Below are 24774 nucleotides of genomic sequence, written 5' to 3'. Positions count from 1 at the left end.
CGATGTCAGGCTGATTACCTTCAGGAGCGCTCAGGCCAGAACGCGCGAATGCCAGCAACACCTTGCGCACCAACCTCCCTGGCCCGCGCCCGCTCATCCGGCCCAACCCCACCCAGTAAAAATACCGGCTGGTTGAAGCCTGCGATCAAGCGCTGCGCCTCATCCCAGCCCAGGGGAGTTGCCTCGGGGTGGGTCTGGGTCGCTTGCACGGGCGATAAGGTGACGAAGTCCACCCCCATCTGCTCGGCCAGAGCCAGTTCCTCGGCACTGTGGCAGGACGCCGCCAACCAGCGCGCCTGGGGGAAGGGCCGGCCATTGGCCGCGTACTTGCGCAACTGGGCAGACGTCAGGTGCCAGCCGGCCGATGGAAAGTCGCCCAGCCACTCCAACGGCCCCTTGAGCATCAGTTGGGCCTTGCCTGCGCACAAGCCGACCGCATCCACCGCCACGTCGCGGTACTTGGGGTCGTACATGTCCGGCGCCCGCAACTGTATCAGCCGGATACCGCTGGCGACGGCCTTCTGGATACCGCGCAGCAGCTGCGGCACCTCCAGGCCATCCGGGGTGATCAGGTACTGGTCGGGCAGGCGTGCAGCAGCGACGATTGGCCTGTTGGCCTCGGGGAAGTCATACTGCCCAAGATCCCGTGGCGCCACCCAGGCCAGGGGCTGCCCCTCGACGCCATGGGGCTCGCCGACGAAGGTGTCGACCTCACGCACATCCAGCAGGACCTGCTTGTCCGCATAGTCATGGCTGACCTTGATCAGCGGCCGCGAGCAGCTCACCTCGATGCCCAATTCCTCGCGCAACTCACGGGCCAGCGCAGCTTCGACGCCCTCGCCCTCCTCCACCTTGCCACCCGGGAACTCCCACAGGCCGCCCTGGTGCTGGGTATCGGCTCGGCGGGCAATGAGGATGCGCCCATCGGCGCCACGAATCACCGCTGCAACGACATGGATCCGCTTCACCCTTCACGCTCCGCCAGGCCAGCCTTCTGCCAGGCCTGGAAAGCCGGCCACTGGTAGAGGGTCTCGATATAGGCAGCCGCTTCTGCCGGCACTTCAACACGGTAGGTGCGCAAGCGCACGGCCACGGGTGCGAAGAATGCATCGGCCAAGGTCGGCCTGCCGAACAGGAACGGGCCGCTGTCCTTGGCTGCCAGGCGGCATTCGGACCACAGCGCGACGATGCGGTCGATGTCTACCTGCACCTCCAGCGGAACGCTTTCCAGCGCCTGGTCGCGGGACAGGTCGAACGGCATGGCGCCACGCAAGGCGACGAAGCCGCTGTGCATCTGTGCACAGGCCGAACGTGCTTGGGCCCGGGCGGCGATGTCGGCCGGCCATAGCTGGGCCTCGGGATGGCGCTCGGCCAGGTACTCGGCGATGGCCAGGGAGTCGGCGATGATGCCGTGCTCGGTCTTGAGTAGTGGCACCTTGCCCGTGGCCGAGAAGGCCAGGATGCGCTTGCGGGTGTCGGGCTGGTTGAGTTTGATCAGCGTTTCTTCATAGGGCACGCCAGCCAGCTCGAGGGCCAGGGCGCCGCGCAGCGACCAGGAAGAATACAGCTTGTCGCCGATGATCAGGTGATAGCTCATGGTTCGGCTCCATTGGGTTTGAACGTCCGGGCCGCGTCGCAGCCCATCGCAGCACAAGGCCACTCCTCCAGGCACTGGGTCACACCTGTGGGAGTGGCCTCGGTCGCGAAGGGGCCGCGCTGCGGCCCCCTTTTGTGTATCAGTCGATCAGGTCCGGTATTCGGCGTTGATCTTCACGTACTCGTGGGACAGGTCGGTGGTCCAGATGGTTTCGCTGCATTGGCCACGGCCCAGCTCGATACGAATGGTGATTTCTTCCTGGGCCATCACCTTGGCGCCCTGCTCTTCGGTATAGCCCGGGCTGCGGCCGCCCTTGCTGGCGATGCACACGTCATCGAGGTACACGTCGATCAGGCTGACGTCCAGCGCCGGCACGCCGGCTCGGCCGACCGCCGCGAGGATACGGCCCCAGTTGGGATCGGAGGCGAACAGCGCGGTCTTGATCAGCGGCGAGTGGGCCACGGCATAGCCGACATCCAGGCACTCCTGGTGGGTACCGCCGCCGTTGACCTGCACGGTGACGAACTTGGTCGCGCCTTCGCCGTCTCGGACGATCGCCTGCGCCACCTCCATGCAGACTTCGAATACCGCCTTTTTCAAGGCTTCGAACAGTGCACCGCTGGCTTCGGTGACCTCTGGGAGGTCGGCCTTGCCGGTGGCGATCAGCATGCAGCAGTCGTTGGTCGAGGTGTCGCCATCGATGGTGATGCGGTTGAAGGACTTGTTGGCGCCGTCGAGCAGCAGGTCCTTGAGCACCGCCGGGGCGACCTTGGCGTCGGTGGCGATGTAGCCGAGCATGGTGGCCATGTTCGGGCGGATCATCCCGGCGCCCTTGCTGATGCCGGTGACGGTGACGGTGACGCCGTCGTGCTGGAACTGACGACTGGCACCCTTGGGCAGGGTGTCGGTGGTCATGATGCCGGTGGCGGCTTCAGCCCAGTTGTTCTCCGACAGGTCGTCCAGGGCGGCCTGCAGCGCGCCCTCGATCTTCTCGACCGGCAGCGGCTCGCCGATCACGCCGGTGGAGAATGGCAGCACCGAACTGGCATCGACACCGGCCAGTTCGGCCAGCTTGGCGCAGGTACGCTCGGCGGCGGCCAGACCAGGGGCGCCAGTGCCGGCGTTGGCGTTGCCGGTGTTGGTCAGCAGGTAGCGCACGGTGCCCTGGACCCGTTGCTTGGACAGGATCACCGGTGCGGCGCAGAAGGCGTTGAGGGTGAAGACCCCGGCGACGCTGGAGCCTTCGGCACAGCGCATCACTACCACGTCCTTGCGCCCTGGGCGCTTGATGCCCGCCGAAGCGATGCCGAGTTCGAAACCGGGAACCGGGTGCAGGGTGGGCAAAGGACCAAGACCAACAGCCATGTAAGCGCTCCTAGGGAAAACAGTGGGGGTATACGACGTGGACGATCTTAATGTCGGCCAGCCATGTGAGGGAAGAGCGGAGCTGCTTTGCAGCCCTTCTCGACACAAGGCCGCTCCCACAGGCACAGCGCTCGGCTGAAAAGCAGCGCTGATGGTGTGGGAGCGGCCTTGTGTCGCGAAAGGGCCGCAAAGCGGCCCCAGGAATCATCGTGCAGGCACCCTCGGCCCGATCATTCGATCTGCCCGTGGCAATGCTTGAACTTCTTGCCCGAACCGCACCAGCACGGCTCGTTGCGGCCCAGCTTCTGTTCATTGCGCACCGGCGCTGCCGCCACGGCCACCTCGGCGCCTTCTTCCTGCAGTCGCGCCTCGCCTTCCAGGCCTGGGGCGGCGGCGTGCTGGAACTGCATGCGCCGGGCCAGCTCTTCGGCCTCGCGGCGCAGGCGGGCTTCCTCCTCGGCCGGGTCCTCGCGACGGACCTGGACGTGGGACAGGACGCGGATGGTGTCGCGCTTGATCGACTCCAGCAGTTCCTGGAACAGGGTGAAGGACTCGCGCTTGTACTCCTGCTTCGGGTTCTTCTGCGCATAGCCGCGCAGGTGGATACCATGGCGCAGGTGGTCCATGGTCGACAGGTGGTCTTTCCACAGGTCGTCCAGTACACGCAGCAGGATCTGCTTCTCGAAGGTACGCAGGGCTTCTTCGCCCGCCTGGTCTTCCTTCTCGGTGTAGGCGGCGGTGATCTCGTTGAGCAGTTTCTCGCGCAGGGTTTCCTCGTAGAGGTGATCGTCCTCGTCGAGCCACTGCTGGATCGGCAGCTTCATGGCGAAGTCGCTGGCCAGTGCAGCTTCCAGGCCTGCCACGTCCCACTGCTCGGGCAGCGACTGCGGCGGGATGTGTTGGCTGATGGTGGCGTCGAGCACTTCCTTGCGGAATTCGCCGATGGTCTCGCCGATGTTCTCTGCGGCCAGCAGGCTGTTGCGCATGTGGTAGATCACCTTGCGCTGCTCGTTGGCCACGTCGTCGTATTCCAGCAACTGCTTGCGGATGTCGAAGTTGCGCCCCTCGACCTTGCGCTGGGCCTTTTCGATGGCGTTGGTGACCATGCGATGCTCGATGGCCTCGCCGGACTGCATGCCGAGGGCCTTCATGAAGTTCTTCACCCGGTCGGAGGCGAAGATGCGCATCAGGCTGTCTTCCAGGGACAGGTAGAAACGGCTGGAGCCCGGGTCGCCCTGGCGGCCGGAACGGCCACGCAGCTGGTTGTCGATACGCCGGGATTCATGGCGCTCGGAGGCGATCACGTGCAGGCCGCCGGCCTCGATCACCTGCTGGTGGCGCTTCTGCCAGTCGGCCTTGATCTGCGCCACCTGCTCGTCGGTCGGGTTCTCCAGGGCGGCCACCTCGGCCTCCCAGTTGCCGCCCAGCAGGATGTCGGTACCACGGCCGGCCATGTTGGTAGCGATGGTCAGCGCACCCGGGGCACCGGCCTGGGCGATGATCTCGGCTTCCTTCTCGTGGTACTTGGCGTTGAGCACCTTGTGGTCGATGCCCTCCTTCTTCAGGAGGTTGGACATGTGCTCGGAGGTCTCGATGGTCGCCGTACCGACCAGGACCGGACGGCCCTGGGCCATGCTTTCCTTGATGTCGGCGATGATGGCCGCGTACTTCTCGTCGGCGGTCAGGTACACCAGGTCGTTGAAGTCCTTGCGCGCCAACGGCTTGTTCGGCGGAATGACCATCACGTTGAGGTTGTAGATCTGGGCGAACTCGAACGCCTCGGTGTCGGCGGTACCGGTCATGCCGGAGAGCTTGGCGTAGAGGCGGAAGTAGTTCTGGAAGGTGGTCGAGGCCAGCGTCTGGCTCTCGGCCTGGATGTTCAGGTTTTCCTTGGCCTCGATGGCCTGGTGCAGGCCTTCGGACAGGCGGCGGCCCGGCATGGTACGGCCGGTGTGCTCGTCGATCAGCAGGATCTGGCCGTCCTGGACGATGTACTCGACGTTGCGGTGGAACAGCTTGTGGGCGCGCAGGCCGGCGTAGACGTGGGTCAGCAGGCTCAGGTTGTGCGCCGAGTAGAGGCTCTCGCCCTCGGCCAGCAGGCCGGACTGGGTCAGCATCTCCTCGATGTACTGGTGGCCGGCCTCGTTCAGTTCGACCTGGCGGCTCTTCTCGTCGATGGTGAAGTGGCCTTCCTGGGTGACCTGGCCCTCGACCTCCTCGATGTGCTGCTTCAGGCGCGGGATCAGGCGGTTGATCTCGATGTACAGCTTGGAGCTGTCCTCGGCCTGGCCGGAGATGATCAGCGGGGTACGGGCTTCGTCGATGAGGATGGAGTCGACTTCGTCGATCACGGCGAAATTCAGCTCGCGCTGGTACTTCTCGTCCAGGCTGAAGGCCATGTTGTCGCGCAGGTAGTCGAAACCGAATTCGTTGTTGGTGCCGTAGGTGATGTCGGCGGCGTAGGCGGCGCGCTTCTCTTCCGGTGGCTGGAAGGGCGAGACCACGCCTACGCTCAGGCCGAGGAATTCGTACAGCGGACGCATCCAGTTGGCGTCACGGCGGGCCAGGTAGTCGTTCACCGTGACCACGTGTACACCTTTGCCGGACAGGGCATTGAGGTACACGGCCAGGGTTGCGACCAAGGTCTTGCCTTCACCGGTGCGCATTTCTGCGATCATGCCCTCGTGCAGGGTCATGCCACCGATCAGCTGCACATCGAAGTGACGCATGCCCATGACGCGCTTGCCGGCTTCGCGGGCCACGGCGAAGGCTTCGGGCAGCAGTTGGTCGAGGGTCTCGCCTTTGGCCAGGCGCTCTTTGAACTCTGCGGTCTTGCCCCGCAGCTGTTCGTCAGAGAGGGCCACCATCTTCTCTTCGAAGGCATTGACGATGTTCACCGTCTTGAGCATGCGTTTGACTTCACGCTCGTTCTTGCTTCCAAAAAGTTTCTTTAACAAAGGCGCAAACATATCGGCAGGATCTTCCACACTTAGGGATGGAGGGCGGCCCCGTGAGTCGCCCGTGCAGCCCTTGGGCCGCATGCGAACGAGCATTCTACCCGGAAACGATGGTGAGGAAAGTGGTGGATTTCCACGATGCTGGCACAGCGCTTTGGCGGGGGCTTTTCTAACATAAGGGCATTTTCGCCGAGTTCAAGGCGCGGCCCGATGAAACGTATCGAGAATGACTTGCATCCTGAATCCGGGGCTGCGCTGCCTGTGCCAGCCCATCGTCGGCACGCCGGCTCCCACAGGGACCTGCAAACCACCTCATCTGCGATCGACGCCCTCCCGCGATGGGCCGACACGGGCAATACCAGATCCGGCTTCTGTTAAGATGCCGATCTTGTAACCTCCTGCGTACCCCCATGGCCTACAAACCTTCACCCGCCCAGCCACCGTCCGCGCTCCTGCGCCAGGCCAGGCCCTTGCGCCTGCTGCTCAACCAGGCCGAACGCCTGGCACACCTGCAGCGCCTGCTGGAAAGCCAGCTGCAACCGGCCGCCCGCGCCCACTGCCATGTGGCGTCCTGGCGCGACGGCACCTTGCTGCTGGTGGTCACCGACGGTCACTGGGCGACCCGCCTGCGCTACCAGCAGAAGCGTCTGCAGCGACAGTTGCAGGCGCTCGAGGCGTTCGCCAACCTGCAGCGCATCAGGTTCCAGGTACAACCTCCTGTCGGAGCCCCCCGGCACTCGGGGCAGGCTGCGGAGCTTTCGGAAAACGCTGCCGAAAGCCTGCGCGAGACCGCCGAAGGGATTACCGACCCCAAACTGCGCGCGGCCCTGGAGCGGTTGGCCAGTCACGCTCGAGATAAGCGGTGATGCCCCCTGAGGCCGTACAGCAGCCCCCAAGAATCAGGCGTAAAAAAGGCCACCCGAAGGTGGCCTCAGAACTAGAGAGTGTTCGAACTTACACGGCCGCGACAGGGCGCATGTAGGAGATCGGTGCCGTGCTGGCATCTTCGAAGGTGACCACTTCCCAGGCGTCTTTCTCGGCGATGAGCTTGCGCAACAGCTGGTTGTTCAGCGCGTGCCCGGACTTGTAGCCCTTGAACTCGCCGATCAGGCTGTTGCCCAGCAGGTAGAGGTCGCCGATGGCGTCGAGGATCTTGTGCTTGACGAATTCGTCTTCGTAACGAAGGCCGTCTTCGTTGAGCACGCCGTCCTCATCGACCACGATGGCGTTTTCCACACTGCCGCCCAGCGCAAGGTTGTGCTTGCGCAGGTACTCGATGTCGCGCATGAACCCGAAGGTACGGGCGCGGCTGACTTCCTTCACGAACGAGGTGCTGGAGAAGTCGACGCTGGCGCTCTGGGTCCGGTTGCGCAGGACCGGGTGATCGAAGTCGATCTCGAAGCTCACCTTGAACCCGTCGAAAGGCAGGAAGGTGGCGCGCTTGTCGCCCTCCTCCACCGTCACTTCGCGCAGGATGCGGATGAACTTCTTGGCGGCGTCCTGTTCTTCCAGGCCGGCGGATTGAATCAGGAATACGAAGGGGCCTGCGCTGCCATCCATGATCGGCACTTCCGAGGCGGAGAGCTCGACGTAGGCGTTATCGATGCCCAGGCCCGCCATGGCGGAGAGCAGGTGCTCGACCGTATCGACCTTGACGTCACCGTTGACCAGCGTCGTCGACATGGTTGTCTCGCCGACGTTGGCCGCGCGAGCCGGGATCTCGACGACAGGGTCGAGGTCGGCACGGCGGAAGACGATGCCGGTGTCCACAGGCGCTGGCTTGAGGGTCAGGTAGACCTTCTCCCCGGAGTGCAGGCCGACACCTGTGGCACGGATGGTATTCTTCAGGGTGCGTTGTCTAATCATGGCATTGGCCGCTTCAGCGCAAATTGCGAACAGGTATCAACAAAGGCTGGGAATGATAACAGACCCGGCCTTTGCTGAACACCAATCACCCTTATACCCCTGATAAATTTCATCAATCAGCCTGACGACGCAGGAAGGCCGGGATATCCAGGTAGTCCAGATCGTCCTGTGGGTTGAGTTTAGCTGCCGCGGCGGCACCTGCATGGGCCTGGTTGCGCATCACGGTCGGACGCTCCAGGTCACGGTAGTTCACCGCTGGTTGCTCCGGACGGGCCGGCGCGGGGTTGGACGCCTCGTAGGCAGCGGCTGCGGTCTGCAGGGTGTTGTCCACCACCTTGACCGGTTTTTCGATGCGCGCGCCCAGGCCAGTGGCGACCACGGTCACGTGCAGTTCGTCGCGCATGTCCGGATCGATCACGGTGCCGACCTTGACCATGGCATGGTCGGAAGCGAAGGCCTCGATGATGCTGCCCACGTCGGAGTATTCGCCCAGGGACAGGTCGGGACCTGCGGTGATGTTCACCAGGATGCCGCGGGCGCCCTGCAGGTTGACGTCTTCCAGCAGCGGGTTGCGAATCGCCGCCTCGGTGGCTTCGCGGGCACGATTCGGGCCGCTGGCGCAGCCGGTACCCATCATCGCCATGCCCATCTCGCCCATCACGGTGCGCACGTCGGCGAAGTCGACGTTGATCATGCCCGGACGCTTGATGATGTCGGAGATGCCACGCACGGCGCCGGCCAGTACGTCGTCGGCCTTGGCGAAGGCGGACAGCAGGCTGGCATCCTTGCCCAGGATGGTCAGCAGCTTCTCGTTGGGGATGGTGATGAGCGAGTCGACGCTCTCGGCCAGCATGCGGATGCCTTCATCGGCGATCTGCATGCGCTTGCGCCCCTCGAACGGGAACGGACGGGTCACCACCGCGACGGTGAGGATACCCATCTCCTTGGCCACTTCGGCGATGATCGGCGCAGCACCGGTACCGGTACCGCCACCCATGCCGGTGGTGATGAACACCATGTTGGTGCCCTGCAGCACCTCGGCGATGCGCTCACGGTCTTCCAGCGCGGCCTGGCGACCGACTTCCGGATTGGCGCCTGCACCCAGGCCCTTGGTCACGCCGGTACCCAGTTGCAGGATGGTGCGTGCGCCAATGTTCTTCAGCGCCTGGGCATCGGTGTTGGCGCAGATGAATTCCACGCCCTCGATGTTGCTCTTGACCATATGGTTGACGGCGTTGCCGCCGCCACCGCCGACACCGATCACTTTGATGACCGGGCTTTGCGGGACGTTGTCTACGAGCTCGAACATTTTCCCTCTCCTTACAGTTCTCTAGTTTTGCGCCTACCACTACTGCTCTGAAACTTAGAAATTGCCCTGGACCCAACGCTTGAATCGCTCAAGCACCGGAGCCTTCGGTTCCTCGCCATAGCTGTTGCTGCTGTTGCCGGTCAGGGGCAGGTCCTCGGTCTGCTTCTGCAGGCCATAGGTAAGCAGGCCCACGCCGGTGGAATAGATCGGGTTGCGCACCACGTCGCTCAGCCCCCGAACGCTGTGCGGTACGCCCAGGCGTACCGGCATGTGGAAGATTTCCTCGGCCAGTTCCACGGCGCCTTCCATCTTCGCGGTGCCGCCGGTGAGGACGATGCCGGCGGGCACCAGGTCCTCGTAGCCGCTGCGACGCAGTTCGGCCTGGATCAGGGTGAAGAGCTCGTCGTAACGGGGCTCCACCACCTCGGCCAGGGCCTGGCGCGACAGCTCGCGCGGCGGGCGATCGCCCACGCTCGGCACCTTGATGGTCTCGCCTGCGCCGGCCAGTTTGGCCAGGGCACAGGCGTAGCGGATCTTGATTTCCTCGGCGTACTGGGTCGGCGTGCGCAGGGCCATGGCGATGTCGTTGGTCACCTGGTCGCCGGCGATCGGGATCACCGCGGTGTGGCGGATCGCGCCTTCGGTGAAGATGGCGATGTCGGTGGTGCCGCCACCGATGTCCACCAGGCACACGCCCAGTTCCTTCTCGTCGTCGGTCAGCACCGAGTAGGCCGAAGCCAGTTGCTCGAGGATGATGTCATCGATTTCCAGGCCGCAACGGCGCACGCACTTCTCGATGTTCTGCGCCGCGTTGACCGCGCAGGTGACCACGTGGACCTTGGCCTCCAGGCGCACGCCGGACATGCCAAGCGGCTCGCGCACGCCTTCCTGGTTGTCGATCACGTAGTCCTGCGGCAGGGTGTGCAGGACCCGCTGGTCGGCCGGGATCGCCACGGCCTGGGCGGCGTCGAGCACGCGCTCGAGGTCGGCGGTGCTGACCTCGCGGTCGCGGATGGCGACGATGCCGTGGGAGTTCAGGCTGCGGATGTGGTTGCCGGCCACGCCGACGAACGCCGAGTGGATGCGGCAGCCAGCCATCAGCTGCGCCTCTTCCACCGCGCGCTGGATCGACTGCACGGTAGACTCGATGTTCACCACCACGCCCTTCTTCAGGCCGCGGGACGGATGGGTGCCGATCCCCACGATCTCCAGGGTGCCGTCATCGGCCACTTCGCCCACCAGCGCCACCACCTTGGAGGTGCCGATGTCCAGCCCGACGATCATTTTGCCGCTATGCGCGTTTGCCATGGTCCTGCCTCTCTCTAATTCTTCGCAACGGCGGGTTGGGCCGTCGTCGGTGCAATCGGTTCCCGCCAGCCAACGGCCAACCCGTTGGCGTACCGCAGATCGATGCGGGCGATGTTGGTGATCTGCTCTTTGAGTGTCTTGTCGTAAATGGCAATGAAACGGCGCATCTTCTCCACCAGGTGATCACGCCCCAACAACAGCTCGATCCCCGGGCCGGCGCTGCCTGCGCCGGTGGTGAGGAACCAACTGCCCCGCTCGCGCAGCTCCAGGCGAGCGATGGAAAACCCCAGGGGGCGCAGCATCTGGCTCAATACCTGATATTGCTGCATGACTTTTTGCTGGGCACGCTGCGGCCCGAACAGCTGCGGCAGGTGCTCATAGTTGGCCAGTTCGCGCGGGGTGAAGGCCTGGCCCTGGTTGTTGAGCAGGGCTTCATCCCCCCAGCGCGCCACCGGCAACTGTTCTTCCAGGCGGATCACCACCTCGTCCGGCCAGACCCGGCGAACCTCGGCGTGGGCGATCCAGGGCATCTGCTCGAGCTCCAGGCGCATGGCCGTCAGATCCACGCTGAAGAAGCTCGCCGCCACATAGGGCGCGATCCGTTGCTGCACCGCCTGCTGGCTGATGTAGCTCAGGTCGCCCTGCACGGCGATCCGGGTGATCGGCCGGTCGGCGTACGGCATCAGGCGCAACGCGCCTTCGTAGGCGCCGAAGCCGGCGGCCACCAGCAGTACCGGCCAGAGCAGGCGCTTGAGCGCGCTGAAGTTGGCCTTGGGCAGGCGCGCCGACATTGGCTCCTTGGCCACCAGTCGGCTGGCACCGCGCGGCACCGGCTTGCTACGGCCGGTGGCGGGTTGCTGATGACGGAACATCGCGCCTTGCATGGCGGTTAACCTCGCGTCTCGACGCTGTCGGCCAGGATCGCCAGCACCAGTTGCTGGAAGTCCAGGCCGGCCGCGCGGGCAGCCATCGGCACCAGGCTATGGTCGGTCATGCCCGGTGCGGTGTTGACCTCGAGCAGCCAGAAGCGACCCTGCTCGTCCTGCATCACGTCCAGCCGGCCCCAGCCTTCGATGCCGATGGCATCGCAGGCGCGCGCGGTCAGTTCGATCAGTTCCTGTTCCTTGGCGCTGTCCAGGCCGCACGGGATGCGGTACTGAGTATCGTTGGCCAGGTACTTGGCGTCGTAGTCGTAGAACACGTGCGGCGTGCCCAGGGCGATCGGCGGCAATACCTGGCCACGCAGCACGGCGACGGTGAATTCCGGGCCGTGGATCCATTGCTCGACCAGGACCTGGGAATCGTATTGGGCGGCATCCCTCCAGGCAGCGACCAACTCTTCCACGCTGTTCACCTTGGCCATGCCGATACTGGAACCTTCATGGGCGGGTTTGACGATCAACGGGAAGCCCAGTTCCGTGCCCGCGGCGACACAGTCGTTTTCATTGGCCAGCACGGCGTGGCGTGGCGTCGGGATGCCCAGGCTTTGCCACACCTGCTTGGTGCGCAGCTTGTCCATGGCCAGGGCCGAGGCCAGGATGCCGCTGCCGGTGTAGGGGATGTCCAGGCACTCAAGCAGGCCCTGCATGCTGCCGTCTTCGCCACCACGGCCGTGGAGGATGATGAAGGCGCGGTCGATCTTCTCGCTCTGCAGGCGCGCGAGCAGGTCGTCGCCCACATCGATGCCGACCACGTCGACACCGGCACTGGTCAGCGCCTGCAGCACCGCGGTGCCGGACTTGAGGGAAACCTCACGCTCGGCGCTCTTGCCGCCGTAGAGCACGGCGACGCGACCGAAGGCCTTCACGTCCATGGTCGAATGCAGCTTGTCGTAGGCACGGGTCATTTCGACTTCTCCTGGCGGGTGACGGTGCCGGCGAACAGCGGGCTTTTCATCAATTGCGGGGCCAGGCCACCGATGTCACCGGCACCCTGGCAGAGCAGGATGTCGCCGGCGCGCAGCAACGGCTTGACCAGCGGCGCCAGGTCGACGCCGCGTTCGATGTAGATCGGGTCCAGTTGGCCGCGCTGGCGGATGCTGTGGCACAGCTGGCGGCTGTCGGCACCGGGGATCGGCTCCTCGCCGGCCGGGTACACCTCCATCAGCAGCAGCACGTTGGCGTCGGCCAGCACCTGCACGAAATCGTCGTACAGGTCGCGGGTACGGCTGTAGCGGTGCGGCTGGTAGACCATCACCAGGCGCCGGCTCGGCCAGCCGCCGCGCACGGCCTTGATCACCGCGGCCACTTCGGTCGGGTGGTGGCCGTAGTCGTCCACCAGCATCACGCTGCCGTCCTCGACCGGCAGCTCGCCGTATACCTGGAAGCGTCGACCCACGCCCTGGAAGCCCGACAGGCCCTGGACGATGGCCTCGTCGCTGATGCCCTCGTCGGTGGCGATGGCGATGGTGGCCAGGGCGTTGAGCACATTGTGGTTGCCCGGCATGTTGACCGAGACATCCAGCGGCTCGCGATCACGGCGCAGCACGGTGAAGTGGGTCTGCATGCCCTGCTGGCGCACGTTGATGGCGCGCACGTCGGCCTCGTCGCTGAAACCGTAGGTGACGGTCGGGCGCTTGACCTGCGGCAGTATCTCGCGCACCACCGGGTCGTCCAGGCACATCACCGCCAGGCCGTAGAACGGCAGGTTGTGCAGGAACTCGACGAAGGTCTTCTTCAGCTTGTTGAAGTCGCCTTCGTAGGTGGCCATGTGGTCGGCGTCGATGTTGGTGACCACGGCGACCATCGGCTGCAGGTGCAGGAAGCTGGCATCGCTCTCGTCGGCTTCGGCGATCAGGTAGCGGCTGGTGCCGAGCTGGGCGTTGGTGCCAGCCGCGGTCAGGCGTCCGCCGATGACGAAGGTCGGGTCCAGGCCACCGGCGGCGAACACCGAGGCCAGCAGGCTGGTGGTGGTGGTCTTGCCGTGGGTACCGGCCACGGCGACACCGTGACGGTAGCGCATCAGCTCGGCGAGCATCTCGGCACGCGGCACCACGGGGATGCGCCGCTCCAGGGCGGTGGCGACTTCCGGGTTGGCCGGGTTGATGGCACTGGAGACCACCAGCACATCGGCGTTGGCGGCGTTCTCGGCGCGATGGCCGACGAAGATCTCGGCGCCGAACGACTCCAGCCGCTCGGTGACCGGCGAGGCCTTGAGGTCAGAGCCGGACACCTGGTAACCCAGGTTCAGCAGCACCTCGGCGATGCCGCACATGCCCACGCCGCCGATACCGACGAAGTGGATGCGGCGGATACGGCCCATCTTCGGCTGAGGCATGGCTTTCTGGCTTTCAACCATGGGCCACCTCCAGGCAGATATCGACCACGGTGCTGGTTGCGGCAGGTTTGGCCAGCCGCCGTGCGGTGCTGGCCATGGTGTTGAGTTTCTCGGGTTGCATCAGCACCTCGTTCAGGCGTTCAGCGAGCTGCGCTGCGCCAGTTGTCGCTTGTGGCATCAGGAAGGCGGCACCTTCGCGAGCCAGGTATTGGGCGTTGTGGGTCTGGTGGTCGTCGATGGCGTGGGGCAAGGGCACCAGCATCGAGGGCAGGCCTGCCGCCGCGAGTTCGCTGACGGTCAGGGCGCCGGCCCGGCACACCACCATGTCGGCCCAGCCATAGGCCTGGGCCATGTCCTTGATGAAGGGCTCTACCTGAGCCTCGACGCCCGCTTCGCGATAACGCTCGGCGGTGATCGACGCATGCTGCTTGCCGGCCTGGTGGAACACCTCCGGGCGCAGGTCCGCTGACACTTCCGACAGGGCCTTAGGCAGCAATTTATTCAATGGTTCCGCACCCAGGCTGCCGCCGAGCACTAATAGCCGCGCACGCCGCTCGGCCAGGGGCGAGCGCGACGCCTCCAGGAACAGCTCAGGGCGCACCGGATTGCCGGTGGTACGGCGCTTGGCGCTGGCCGCGAAGGTGTCAGGGAAAGCTTCGCAGACGCGCGCCGAGAGGGGCACCAGCAGCCGATTGGCGGTACCGGCACGGGCATTCTGCTCGTGGATCACCAGCGGCACGCCGCACAGCCGCGCGGCCACGCCACCAGGGCCGGTCACGTAGCCGCCGAAGCCCAGCACGCAGGCCGGCTTCAGCTGGCCAATGATGCGCCGCGCCTGCAGCACCGCCTTGACCAGGGTGAATGGTGCCTTGAGCAGCGACAGCTTGCTCTTGCCACGCAGCCCGCTGACCTGGATCAGGTGCAAGGGCAGGCCGGCCTGGGGCACCAGTTCGTTCTCGATGCCGCGCGGGGTGCCCAACCAGTGCACGTTGTAGCCACGGGCCTGGAATTCGCGGGCGCAGGCCAGGGCCGGGAACACGTGGCCCCCGGTGCCGCCCGCCATGATCAGGACGTTCTTGCCGTCAGCGGCCATGGTAGGTCTCCTCGGCAAAATCGCTTTCCTTGAATTCGTGCTCCTCGCTGCCCAGGTGCGTGCGGCTCTCCCATTCGATACGCAGCAACAGCCCCACGCAGGCACAGCAGATGACCAACGAGCTGCCGCCATAGCTGAGGAACGGCAGGGTCAGGCCCTTGGTCGGCAGCAGGCCGACATTCACCCCGATGTTGATGAGAAACTGGCCTATCCACAGGAAGGCCAGGCCGAAGGCCATGTAGGCGGCGAAGAATTGCTTGGCCTTCTCGGCCCACAGTCCGATGTACAGGGCGCGCACGGTGACGAAGACGAACAGCGCCACGGTGCACAGCGAGCCGAGCACACCCAGCTCCTCGGCCAGGACCGAGAACACGAAGTCGGTGTGCGCCTCGGGCAGGTAGAACTGCTTCTGCACGCTGTTGCCCAGGCCCACGCCCAGCCACTCGCCACGACCGAAGGCGATCAGCGCCTGGGTCAGCTGGTAGCCGGAACCGAACTGGTCGGCCCAGGGGTCGGTGAAGGTGATCAGGCGCGCCATCCGGTAGGGCTGTGCCTGTACCAGGATGAACACCGCCACCACCGCCAGCGCCACCATCAGGCTGAAGCGGAACAACCCCACCCCGCCGAGGAACAGCATGGCCGCCGCGGCGCCCATCATCACCACGGTGGCGCCGAAGTCCGGCTCCATCAGCAGCAGGCCGGCCATCGGCAGCAGCACGATGAACGGCTTGAAGAAGCCCATCCAGCTTTCGCGCACCTCTTGCTGGCGGCGCACCAGGTAGCCGGCCAGGTAGATGACCACGAAGACCTTGGCGATCTCCGAGGGCTGGACGTTGAAGAAACTGAAGCCGATCCAACGCATGGAGCCGTTCACTTCGCGACCGATGCCGGGCACCAGCACCAGCACCAGCAGGCCGAAGGCGCCCAGCAGCATCATGAAGCCCATGCGCTGCCAAGTAGCGATCGGCACCATCATGGTCGCCCCGCAGGCGATCAGGCCCAGGGCCACGTACACCAGGTGGCGGAACATGTGGTACAGCGGGTTGCCCGACTGCACCGCGGCGACTTCCGAGGAGGCCGAGGTGATCATCACCAGGCCCAAGCCGAGCAGCGCCAGGCAGCCGGCGAGGAACGGGAAGTCCAGGTCGATGCCTCGGCCGCTGATCAGCGGCGACGGATAGGGCTTGATGATGCCGAAGATCATGCCAGCCCTCCTGCCGCCTGGGCGAACAGACGCCCGCGTTCTTCGAAGTTGCGGAACATGTCGAGGCTGGCGCAGGCCGGCGACAACAGCACGGCATCGCCGGGCTGGGCCAGTTCGGCGCAGCGCTGCACGGCCTCGTCCAGGGTCTTGACCCTGACCTGCCGCACACCCTCGCCGAGCGACTCGGCCAGGCGCTCGGCATCGCGGCCGAGCAGGACCACGGCGCGGCAGTAGCGCGCCACCGGCTCGCGCAAAGCGGAGAAATCGGCCCCCTTGCCGTCACCGCCGGCAATCAGCACCAGCTTGCCGTCGATATCCGCGCCCAGGCCCTCGATGGCGGCCAGGGCGGCACCGACGTTGGTGGCCTTGGAATCGTCGTACCAGTTCACCCCGTTGCGCTCGCGCACCCATTGGCAACGGTGGGCGAGCCCGGCGAATTCGCGCAGGGCCTCGAGCATCGGTGCGAACGGCAGGCCCACCGCATGGCCCAGGGCCAGCGCGGCCAGGGCATTGCTCTGGTTGTGGGCACCCCGGATCTTCAGCTCGCGCACCGGCATCAGGGCCTGGAACTCGAAGGCCAGGTGTTTTTCACCGTCCACTTCGCGCAGGCCGAAGGCCTTGAAGTCCGGCACGTTGAGGCCGAAGGTCCAGCAGGGCCGGCCTTCGACCGGCAGCGGCCGGCTCAGGGCGTCCTGGCGGTTCACCACCACCTGGCGGGCGCCGCGAAAGATCCGGTGCTTGGCCAGGTGGTAGGCCGGCAGGCCGCTGTAGCGGTCCATGTGGTCTTCGCTGATGTTGAGCACGGTGGCCACTTCGGCATTGAGCTGCTCGGTGGTCTCCAGCTGGAAGCTGGACAACTCCAGGACGTACAGCTCCACGGCGTCGTCGAGCAGATCGAGCGCCGGCGTGCCGAGGTTGCCGCCCACTGCCACACGTTTGCCAGCCTTGGCGGCCATCTCGCCGACCAGGGTGGTCACGGTGCTCTTGGCGTTGGAGCCGCTGATGGCCACGATCGGCGCCTTGGCATACCGGGCGAACAGTTCGATGTCGCCGGACAGGCGCACGCCACGCGCCGCGGCCTGCTGCAGCGCCGGTGTGGCCAGGGCCAGGCCGGGGCTGACGTACAACTCGTTGGCGCGGCACAGGAAGTCCACGTCCAGTTCGCCACAGCGCACTTCCACCTGCGGGTACTCGCGGCGCAGGGTATCCAGTTCCGGCGGCTGCTCGCGGGTGTCGGCGACCGCAAAGGCGATGCCCCGGTTCGCCAGGAAGCGAACCAGGGACATGCCGCTCTTGCCGAGGCCGACAACGATGCGGAATTGGTCGGAAGCGATCAGTGACACGCTCATCTACCTCAGTTTCAGGGTGGCAAGGCCGATCAGCACCAGAATCACGGTGATGATCCAGAAACGGACGATCACCCGTGGCTCGGGCCAACCCTTGAGTTCAAAGTGGTGGTGGATCGGTGCCATGCGGAACACGCGCTTGCCGGTCAACTTGAACGAAGCGACCTGGATCACCACCGACAGGGTTTCCATGACGAACACCCCGCCCATGATGAACAGGACGATCTCCTGGCGGACGATCACCGCGATGGTGCCCAGCGCAGCACCCAGCGCCAGGGCGCCGACGTCGCCCATGAACACCTGGGCCGGGTAGGTGTTGAACCACAAGAAGCCCAGGCCCGCGCCGATCAGCGCGCCGCAGAACACGATCAGCTCGCCCGAGCCCGGCACGTACGGGATCAGCAGGTATTCGGCGAATTTCACGTTGCCCGACAGGTAGCAGAAGATGCCCAGGGCGCCGCCGACCATCACCGTCGGCATGATCGCCAGGCCATCGAGGCCATCGGTGAGGTTGACCGCGTTGCTCGAGCCTACGATGACGAAATAGGTCAGCACGACGAAGCCGATGCCCAGGGGGATGGTGACATCCTTGAGGAACGGCACGATCAGGGTGGTCTCGACGCTGGTCGGGGCGGTCATGTAGAGGAACACCGCGGCGCCCAGGCCGAACACCGACTGCCAGAAATACTTCCAGCGGCTCGGCAGGCCACGGGAGTTCTTCTCGATCACCTTGCGGTAGTCGTCGACCCAGCCGATGGCGCCGAACAGCATGGTCACCACCAGCACGACCCAGACATAACGGTTGGACAGGTCGGCCCACAGCAGGGTGCTGATGCCGATGGCCGACAGGATCAGGGCGCCGCCCATGGTGGGGGTGCCCGACTTGGACAGGTGCGATTGCGGGCCGTCGTTACGCACGGCCTGGCCAATCTGGCGGATCTGCAGGGTACGGATCATCCACGGCCCCAGCCACAGCGCCAGGGACAACGCGGTCAGTACGCCCAGGATCCCGCGCAGGGACAGGTACTGGAAGACCGCGAAGCCCTTGTGGAACTGTTGCAGATACTCGGCCAACAGCAGCAGCATTAATGTTTCTCCCCGCTGGCACCGCACAAGGCCGCCACGACGTTTTCCATCGCAGCGCTGCGCGAGCCCTTGATCAAGATAGTGGTGTTGCTGGCATGCTCGCCGCGAACAGCGTCGATCAGCTCAGCCTGAGTAGCGAAATGACGGCCATTGGCGCCGAACGCCTTGACCGCATGGGCCATGTTGGTACCCACCGCGTACAGGGCGTCGACCTTGCCGCGCGCGTAGTCGCCCACCTGGCGGTGGCCTTCCTGCGCCCATTGCCCCAGTTCGCCGATATCCCCGAGCACCAGGACGGTCCGCCCGGAAAAGCCGGCGAGTATATCAATGGCGGCGCACACCGAGGTGGGATTTGCGTTGTAGCTGTCGTCGATCACCCTGACGCCGTTGGGCGCGATTTGCGCCACGCTACGCCCCTTGACCGGCTGGACCGCGCCCAGCCCGGCCGCGATACCGGCAAGGCTCACACCCAGGGCATGGGCGGCAGCGGCGCCAGCCAGGGCATTGCTGACGTTGTGGGTGCCCAGCAGGTTCAGTTGCACCGCGACCGAGCCTTGCGGCCCGTGCAGGGTGAAGGATGGGCAACCACGGGCATCGCGACCGATGTCGCTGGCGTGGAAGTCGGCCTGCGGATTCGCCAGGGCGAAACTCAGGACCCGATGGGCACCCGCACGCACGTGCCAAGTGCCAAAGGCCTTGTCGTCCAGGTTGAGGATGGCCGTGCCGCCCTCGCCCAGGCCTTCGAGGATCTCGCCCTTGGCCTCGACGATTTTTTCCGGGCCGCCGAACTCGCCGACGTGGGCGGTCCCGGCGTTGTTGATGATGACCACTTCAGGGCGGGTCAAGCCGACGGTGTAGCGGATCTCGCCGATGCGCGAGGCGCCCAGCTCGATCACCGCGGCACTGTGCTCGGGGGCGATTTCCAGCAGGGTCAGCGGTGCGCCGAGGTCGTTGTTGAGGTTGCCACGGGTGGCCAGCACCGGGCCTCGGGTGCGCAAAATGCAGGCGAGCATCTCTTTGACGGTGGTCTTGCCGCTGGAGCCGGTGATGGCAACGACCGGCTTGTCGAACGCGGCGCGATTCAAGGCACCGAGCTGGCCCAGGGCCAGGCGGCTATCGGCGACCAGCAGTTGCGGCAGCTCGACATCGGCGATCTCACGCTCCACCAGGGCGGCCACGGCGCCCTTGGCCTTGACGTCGGCCAGGTAGTCATGGCCGTCGAAACGCGGGCCGGCCAGGGCGACGAACAACTGCCCGGCAGCCACCGTGCGGCTGTCGATGCTGACGCCGTCGAAGCGGGCATCGTCGCCAACCACCCGTGCGGCGAGCGGTGCGCTCAATTGGCTGAGTGTCATGGGCTTAAGCATGCGGAGCCTCCCAGGCTGCAAGTGCCTTCTCGGCTTCGACCAAGTCGGAGAAGTCAAGGCGCTGGCCGTTGATCTCCTGGTAATCCTCGTGCCCCTTGCCGGCCAGGACGATCACGTCGTCGGCGGCAGCGGTGGCGATCAGGTGCGCGATGGCCTCGCCACGGCCGGCGACGAACTCGACATCGACAGGCTTGGCGAAACCGGGGCGAATATCGTCGAAAATACGCTGCGGATCTTCGCTACGCGGATTGTCGTCGGTGACCAGCACGCGGTCGGCCAGGCGCTCGGCCACCTGGGCCATCAGCGGGCGCTTGCCACGGTCACGGTCGCCGCCGCAACCGAACAGGCACAGCAGGCGGCCATGGGCATGCGGGCGCAAGGCTTCGAGGACCTTCTCCAGGGCATCGGGCGTGTGTGCGTAGTCGACCACCACCAGCGGCTTGTCGCCGCCGCCCAGGCGCTGCATGCGACCGACCGGCCCCTGCAGTCGCGGGGTGACCTTGAGAATCTCGTCCAGCGGATAGTCCAGGGCCAGCAGGGTCGCCACGGCGGCGAGCATATTGCTCAGGTTGAAGCGCCCGAGCAGGCAGCTGCGCAGGGCATGCTCGCCTTGCGGGGTGACGATCACGGCACGCACGCCGTCGTCGTCGAAACTCGCCTGTTTGCAGAACAGCGTCGCCGCCGGGTCCTGCAAGCTGTAGCTGATCAGCCGCGACTCGGCGTGGACCATGGCCAGGCGACGACCGAAGTCATCGTCCAGGTTGACCACCCGGCACTGCAGGTTCGGCCAGGCGAACAGCCGGGCCTTGGCGGCCTCGTAGGCCTCCATGCTGCCGTGGTAGTCCAGGTGGTCGCGGGACAGGTTGGTCATCACGGCGATATCGAAGGCCAGGGCGGCCACCCGGCCCTGCTCCAGGGCATGGGACGACACCTCCATGGCCACGGCCTTGGCGCCGCCCTTCTTCAGGTCGTTCAGGGTCGCCTGCACGGCGATCGGGTCGGGCGTGGTCAGGCGGCCGCTGCGCAGCTCGCCATAAAAGCCGGTGCCGAGCGTACCGATCAGCCCACAGCGCCGGCCCAGCGCATCGAGCGCCTGGGCCACCAGCTGGGTGACACTGGTCTTGCCGTTGGTGCCGGTGACGCCGACCAGGTCGAGCTGGCGGCTCGGTTCGCCATAGAAGCGCCCGGCGATCTGCGACAGCTGGCCGATCAGGCCCTTGACCGGAATCAGCGGCACGTCGGTGATCGGCAGGACGCTTGCGCCCTGCTCTTCATAGGCCACCGCGGCGGCGCCACGGGCCAGCGCGTCGGCGATGTGCGCACGGCCGTCGACCTTGGCGCCGGGGACAGCCAGGAACAGGTCGCCCGGCCGCACCTGGCGGCTGTCGAGGGTCAGCTCGCGGATCAGCGGATCGCGGCTGGCATGGGCGAAAAGCTTGCTCAATGGCATCGTCATCAACCACGCCCTCCCTTGGCGGGTACTGCACTGGCCTGCTGCGTATCTGGCGGCGGCAGGTTGTCCGGCGGCACGTTCATCAGGCGCAGGGTGCCCGACATCACCTTGCTGAACACCGGCGCCGAGACCAGGCCGCCGAAGTAACCACCCTTGCTCGGCTCGTCGATGACCACGACGATGGCGTAGCGCGGGTCGCTCATCGGACCGAAGCCGGCGAACAGCGAACGGTAGGCGTTTTCCGTGTAGCCCTTGGCACCGACGGTGGCCTTGCGCGCCGTACCGGACTTGCCACCGACGTGGTAGAACGGCACCTGGGCGCGGAACACCCCACGCGGGGCCTCGATGACCTGCTGCAGCATGCCCTGGATGGTCTCGGCGGTTTCTTTCGGGATCGCCTGGACGGCTTCCGGGGCCTTGTCGACCTTGAGGATCGACAGCGGCACCATCTTGCCGTCGTTGGCCAGGGCGGCGTAGGCATGCACCAGTTGCAAGGCAGTCACCGAGACGCCATAGCCGTAGGACAGCGTGGCAGTCTCGGCCTTGCGCCATTCGCGATGGTTGGGCAGGTTGCCGACTCGCTCGCCAGGGAAGCCCAGGCCGGTGTACTGGCCCAGGCCCAGTTGCGACATGACCCGGTAGATGGCGTCGCCACCGATGTCGAAGGCGATCTTGCTCATGCCCACGTTACTGGAGTTGATCAGGATGCCGGTCAGGTCGAGGATCGGGCCCTCGCTACGGGACACGTCCTTGATGGTGTAGCGGCCGATCTGCAGGCTGCCGGGGTAGACCTCGACCTTGTCGGTCGGCTTCCAGCGGCCACTCTGCAACGCCGCGCTCATGGAGATCGGCTTGACCGTCGAGCCAGGCTCGAACACATCGATGATCGCCCGGTTGCGCATCGCGGCGGGGAACATGCTGCGGCGGTTGTTCGGGTTGTAGGTCGGCTGGTTGACCATGGCCAGGACCTCGCCGGTCTTGACGTCCATGATCACCAGGCTGCCGGCCTTGGCGTCCTGTTCGGCGATGGCGTTGCGCAGCTCGCGGGTGGCCAGGTACTGCAGGCGCAGGTCTATCGACAACGCCAAGGTCTTCCCGGCCTTGGCGTTCTTGGTCACCTGGATGTCCTTGATCAGCCGGCCACGCCGGTCCTTGATCACCTGCCGCTTGCCGGGCACGCCGGCGAGCCATTCGTCGTAGGCCAGCTCCACGCCTTCGCGCCCGTGATCGTCCAGGTCGGTGAAGCCGACCATGTGCGCGGTGACGTCCCCCGCCGGGTAGAAGCGGCGGAACTCCTCCATGCCGTAGACACCGGGGATCTTCAGGTCGAGCACTTGCTGGCCCTGCTCCGGGGTCAGGCCGCGGACCAGGTAGATGAACTCCTTGTTGGCCTGCTGGGTCAGGCGCTCGCTCAACTGCTGGGCGTTCTGCCCCAAGGCGGCGGCCAGTTGCCCCCAGCGCTCCTTGGAGGCCTGCATTTCCTTGGGGTTGGCCCACAGGGTGGTGACCGGCGTACTGACGGCCAGGGGCTCGCCATTGCGGTCGGTGATCAGGCCACGGTGCGCAGGGATCGGGATATGCCGCAGGCTGCGGGCGTCGCCCTGCCCCTTGAGGAAGTCACGGTCGATGACCTGCAGGTCGATGATGCGCCAGCAGATGGCGCCGACCATCAGCGCCAGCAATGCGATCACCACCCGGAAGCGCCAGGGGTAGAGTGCGCCTTCGAGCTTCATCATGGTGCCACCATCCGCACTTCGTCAGCGGCCGGCACACGCATGCGCAGTTGCTCGGTAGCCAGGTTCTCGATACGGCTATGGGCGGTCCAGGTGCTCTGCTCGAGGATCAACCGCCCCCATTCGGCCTGGACCTTGTCGCGCTCGTTCAGCTCACCGTAGAGGGTGTTGAGCAGTTGGCGGTTCCAGTGGGCGCTGTAGGACACCGCGATGGCCGAAACCAGGACACCGGCGAACAGCAGAAGCATCAGGAAGCTTCCGCCTGGCAAAGGTTTGGCGAACAGCCGGCTCACCGTAACTTCTCCGCCACCCGCATCACGGCACTGCGCGCGCGCGGGTTGGCCTTGAGTTCGGCATCGGAGGCGAACTGCGCCTTGCCGACCAGACGGATCTTCGGCTCGAAGGCCTTGTGCTGCACCGGCAGGTTGCGCGGCAGGTTGTCTGCCTCGCCCTTGGCCAGCTTGCGCATGAACAGCTTGACGATGCGGTCTTCCAGGGAGTGGAAGCTGATCACCACCAGGCGGCCACCGACTTCCAGCGCATCGAGCGCCGCCTCAAGGCCAGTCTCCAGGTCGCCCAGCTCGTTGTTGACGTGAATGCGCAGGCCCTGGAAGGCACGGGTTGCCGGGTTCTTGCCCTTTTCCCAGGCAGGGTTGGCCGCCTTGAGCACCTCGGCCAGGTCGCCGGTGCGGGTAAAGGGCTGTTGCTCCCGGCGCTGTACCACGGCACGGGCCATGCGTTTGGCGAAGCGCTCTTCGCCATATTCCTTGAAGACCCGGGCGATCTCCTCCTCGGGCGCGCTGGCGATGAACTCGGCAGCACTGAAACCCTTGCCCGGGTTCATGCGCATGTCCAGCGGGCCATCATTGAGGAAGCTGAAGCCGCGCTCGGGATCGTCCAGTTGCGGCGACGACACGCCCAGGTCGAGCAGCACGCCACTGACCTTGCCGTGCAGGCCGCGCGCAGACACTTCGTCGCCCATCTCGGCAAAGCTGCGCTGCACAATGACAAAGCGGCCGTCTTCGGCCGCCAGCGCTTGCCCCGTGGCAATCGCCTGTGGGTCCTTGTCGAAGCCCAGCAGCCGCCCTTGCGGCCCGAGCTTGCTGAGAATCAGGCGGCTGTGCCCACCTCGCCCGAAGGTGCCATCCAGATAGCAACCATCGGCGCGCAGGGCCAGTGCCTCGACAGCCTCGTCGAGCAGCACGGTGATGTGGTTGAAGCCGCTATCTATAGTCACAGGATCAGGTCACGCAAATCGTCGGGCATGGCGCCCGGTTGTTGAATAGCTGCAAGATCAGCTGCCGAAACCGCGTTCCAGGCATCCTCATCCCACAGCTGGAATTTGTTCAGCTGCCCCACCAGCATCGCCTTCTTGTCGAGCTTGGCGTATTCGCGCAGGCGTGGCGGAACCAGGAAACGCCCACTGCCATCGAGCTCCAGGTCTACCGCATTACCGATCAGCAGACGCTGGAGGCGGCGGTTTTCCTCACGCAACGACGGCAAGGCGCGCAACTTGGCTTCTATCTGTTCCCACTCATCGAGGGGGTAGACACACAAGCAGGGATCGACAGCGTCGATGGTCACGATCAGCTGACCACCACAACGCGAATCGAGCTCGTCACGGTACCGACTCGGCATGGCGAGTCGGCCCTTTGCATCGAGGCTGACGGCGTTGGCTCCGCGGAACACGGCTGCGATTCCCCACAATGTTAGCTTTTTTGTGTCAGAAAACCCACTTCATCCCACTTTCTGCCACTTGCGCACACTATAGGAATCCGTCCGCTGCACCGTCAAGGCACGTTCATAAGGAAATC

General features: G+C 65.5%; 21 protein-coding genes. 1 reads left to right on the top strand and 20 read right to left on the bottom strand.

The genetic code is table 11. From position 1 onward, the window contains the following. Positions 1–20: 20 nt before the first annotated feature. The 4 genes from NJF35_RS12155 to secA all read right to left on the bottom strand — a co-directional run bounded on the left by NJF35_RS12155 (position 21) and on the right by secA (position 5931). Positions 21–968, bottom strand: coding sequence for a Nudix family hydrolase (locus NJF35_RS12155; RefSeq protein WP_253091117.1), 948 nt, complete (start codon positions 966–968; stop codon positions 21–23). Continuing rightward, positions 965–1597 carry a glutathione S-transferase family protein gene (locus NJF35_RS12150; protein ID WP_225789385.1) on the bottom strand — a complete coding sequence of 211 codons (633 nt, stop codon included), beginning with the start codon at positions 1595–1597 and terminating at the stop codon, positions 965–967. Before NJF35_RS12150 ends, NJF35_RS12155 begins: the two co-directional genes overlap by 4 nt. A 147-nt stretch (positions 1598–1744) precedes the next feature. Further along, a complete protein-coding gene (gene argJ / locus NJF35_RS12145) occupies positions 1745–2962 on the bottom strand; it encodes a bifunctional glutamate N-acetyltransferase/amino-acid acetyltransferase ArgJ (protein WP_253091116.1) in 1218 nt (405 codons plus the stop codon). Between the two features lie 230 nt (positions 2963–3192). Then, entirely contained in the window at positions 3193–5931 is a 2739-nt protein-coding gene (gene secA, locus NJF35_RS12140) for a preprotein translocase subunit SecA (RefSeq protein WP_253081263.1), read from the bottom strand. Between the two features lie 398 nt (positions 5932–6329). Between secA and NJF35_RS12135 the strand changes: the two genes are divergently transcribed. Further along, positions 6330–6785, top strand: coding sequence for a DUF721 domain-containing protein (locus NJF35_RS12135; protein ID WP_225789388.1), 456 nt, complete (start codon positions 6330–6332; stop codon positions 6783–6785). A gap of 88 nt (positions 6786–6873) precedes the next feature. On the opposite strand, the gene lpxC is transcribed toward NJF35_RS12135, so the two are convergent. The 16 genes from lpxC to mraZ all read right to left on the bottom strand — a co-directional run bounded on the left by lpxC (position 6874) and on the right by mraZ (position 24649). Further along, the gene (lpxC, locus tag NJF35_RS12130) at positions 6874–7785 is read right to left on the bottom strand and encodes a UDP-3-O-acyl-N-acetylglucosamine deacetylase (protein ID WP_070092350.1); all 912 of its coding nucleotides are present in this window, start codon (positions 7783–7785) and stop codon (positions 6874–6876) included. A 112-nt stretch (positions 7786–7897) separates the two neighbouring features. Further along, the gene (gene ftsZ / locus NJF35_RS12125; RefSeq protein WP_225789389.1) at positions 7898–9094 is read right to left on the bottom strand and encodes a cell division protein FtsZ; all 1197 of its coding nucleotides are present in this window, start codon (positions 9092–9094) and stop codon (positions 7898–7900) included. 54 nt (positions 9095–9148) lie between these two features. Next, a complete protein-coding gene (gene ftsA / locus NJF35_RS12120; protein WP_225789390.1) occupies positions 9149–10402 on the bottom strand; it encodes a cell division protein FtsA in 1254 nt (417 codons plus the stop codon). A gap of 14 nt (positions 10403–10416) precedes the next feature. Continuing rightward, the gene (locus NJF35_RS12115; RefSeq protein ID WP_253081264.1) at positions 10417–11286 is read right to left on the bottom strand and encodes a cell division protein FtsQ/DivIB; all 870 of its coding nucleotides are present in this window, start codon (positions 11284–11286) and stop codon (positions 10417–10419) included. A gap of 5 nt (positions 11287–11291) precedes the next feature. Further along, complete coding sequence (locus NJF35_RS12110) at positions 11292–12248, bottom strand: D-alanine--D-alanine ligase (RefSeq protein ID WP_225789392.1); 957 nt, start codon at positions 12246–12248, stop codon at positions 11292–11294. Continuing rightward, complete coding sequence (murC, locus tag NJF35_RS12105) at positions 12245–13699, bottom strand: UDP-N-acetylmuramate--L-alanine ligase (protein ID WP_225789393.1); 1455 nt, start codon at positions 13697–13699, stop codon at positions 12245–12247. Before murC ends, NJF35_RS12110 begins: the two co-directional genes overlap by 4 nt. Next, a complete protein-coding gene (gene murG / locus NJF35_RS12100; protein ID WP_225789394.1) occupies positions 13692–14771 on the bottom strand; it encodes an undecaprenyldiphospho-muramoylpentapeptide beta-N-acetylglucosaminyltransferase in 1080 nt (359 codons plus the stop codon). The genes murC and murG overlap by 8 nt, the downstream gene beginning before the upstream one ends. Beyond that, positions 14761–15975 carry a putative lipid II flippase FtsW gene (ftsW, locus tag NJF35_RS12095; protein WP_262923514.1) on the bottom strand — a complete coding sequence of 405 codons (1215 nt, stop codon included), beginning with the start codon at positions 15973–15975 and terminating at the stop codon, positions 14761–14763. The genes murG and ftsW overlap by 11 nt, the downstream gene beginning before the upstream one ends. Further along, positions 15972–17318: a UDP-N-acetylmuramoyl-L-alanine--D-glutamate ligase gene (murD, locus tag NJF35_RS12090; protein ID WP_253081270.1), complete on the bottom strand. Its 1347-nt coding sequence runs from the start codon at positions 17316–17318 to the stop codon at positions 15972–15974. The genes ftsW and murD overlap by 4 nt, the downstream gene beginning before the upstream one ends. Before the next feature lie 6 nt (positions 17319–17324). Next, positions 17325–18407 carry a phospho-N-acetylmuramoyl-pentapeptide-transferase gene (mraY, locus tag NJF35_RS12085; protein WP_225789396.1) on the bottom strand — a complete coding sequence of 361 codons (1083 nt, stop codon included), beginning with the start codon at positions 18405–18407 and terminating at the stop codon, positions 17325–17327. Further along, the gene (locus NJF35_RS12080; protein ID WP_225789397.1) at positions 18407–19774 is read right to left on the bottom strand and encodes a UDP-N-acetylmuramoyl-tripeptide--D-alanyl-D-alanine ligase; all 1368 of its coding nucleotides are present in this window, start codon (positions 19772–19774) and stop codon (positions 18407–18409) included. Before NJF35_RS12080 ends, mraY begins: the two co-directional genes overlap by 1 nt. Beyond that, positions 19767–21230, bottom strand: coding sequence for a UDP-N-acetylmuramoyl-L-alanyl-D-glutamate--2,6-diaminopimelate ligase (locus tag NJF35_RS12075; RefSeq protein ID WP_225789398.1), 1464 nt, complete (start codon positions 21228–21230; stop codon positions 19767–19769). The genes NJF35_RS12080 and NJF35_RS12075 overlap by 8 nt, the downstream gene beginning before the upstream one ends. Further along, the gene (locus tag NJF35_RS12070) at positions 21230–22960 is read right to left on the bottom strand and encodes a peptidoglycan D,D-transpeptidase FtsI family protein (protein WP_225789502.1); all 1731 of its coding nucleotides are present in this window, start codon (positions 22958–22960) and stop codon (positions 21230–21232) included. Before NJF35_RS12070 ends, NJF35_RS12075 begins: the two co-directional genes overlap by 1 nt. After that, positions 22960–23253, bottom strand: coding sequence for a cell division protein FtsL (gene ftsL, locus NJF35_RS12065; RefSeq protein WP_225789399.1), 294 nt, complete (start codon positions 23251–23253; stop codon positions 22960–22962). The genes NJF35_RS12070 and ftsL overlap by 1 nt, the downstream gene beginning before the upstream one ends. Beyond that, positions 23250–24197 carry a 16S rRNA (cytosine(1402)-N(4))-methyltransferase RsmH gene (gene rsmH / locus NJF35_RS12060; protein ID WP_410045315.1) on the bottom strand — a complete coding sequence of 316 codons (948 nt, stop codon included), beginning with the start codon at positions 24195–24197 and terminating at the stop codon, positions 23250–23252. Before rsmH ends, ftsL begins: the two co-directional genes overlap by 4 nt. Continuing rightward, entirely contained in the window at positions 24194–24649 is a 456-nt protein-coding gene (gene mraZ, locus NJF35_RS12055) for a division/cell wall cluster transcriptional repressor MraZ (RefSeq protein ID WP_225789400.1), read from the bottom strand. Before mraZ ends, rsmH begins: the two co-directional genes overlap by 4 nt. Positions 24650–24774: the final 125 nt, after the last annotated feature.

Source organism: Pseudomonas guariconensis (assembly GCF_024127895.1).
GTDB lineage: Bacteria > Pseudomonadota > Gammaproteobacteria > Pseudomonadales > Pseudomonadaceae > Aquipseudomonas > Aquipseudomonas guariconensis_B.
The sequence above is the reverse complement of the archived record's forward strand: the minus strand, read 5'-3'. Positions and strand labels throughout refer to the sequence as shown.